The sequence below is a fragment of the Psychrobacter sp. TB55-MNA-CIBAN-0194 genome (genome assembly GCF_040309505.1).
In the GTDB taxonomy this organism is placed as follows: Bacteria; Pseudomonadota; Gammaproteobacteria; order Pseudomonadales; family Moraxellaceae; genus Psychrobacter; species Psychrobacter fozii.
In genome coordinates, this window is record NZ_JBEOOW010000386.1 from 1 (window position 1) to 265 (window position 265).

General features: G+C 51.3%; 1 protein-coding gene. It reads right to left on the reverse strand.

The features are described 5' to 3' along the window. Positions 1 to 248: FAD-binding protein (locus tag AAEY75_RS15580; protein ID WP_352260100.1), on the reverse strand; the 248-nt coding region annotated here is incomplete at its 3' end. Positions 249 to 265 lie beyond the last annotated feature (17 nt).

Here is a 265-nt window from a genome sequence, read left to right on the forward strand (position 1 = left end):
GCTAAGCACTGATTGTGTTCGGCCAATGCGCTATTAATCTCAGTAATTGAGGTTCCAGCACGAGCAGTCAGCACCAATTCGATCGGCTCATAACTGAGAATACCTTTGTGCTCGCTAAGACTGATGGGGTCGCCTATTGGCTCACGTCCCATAAACTGCTTACTGCCCCCGCCCATGATTTGTAGTGCTGTGCCGTCATGGCTGGCTTGTCTTACCCGCGCAATCAGCTCTTGACTGATGTCTGTCATGCCAGATCTCCTTGCTG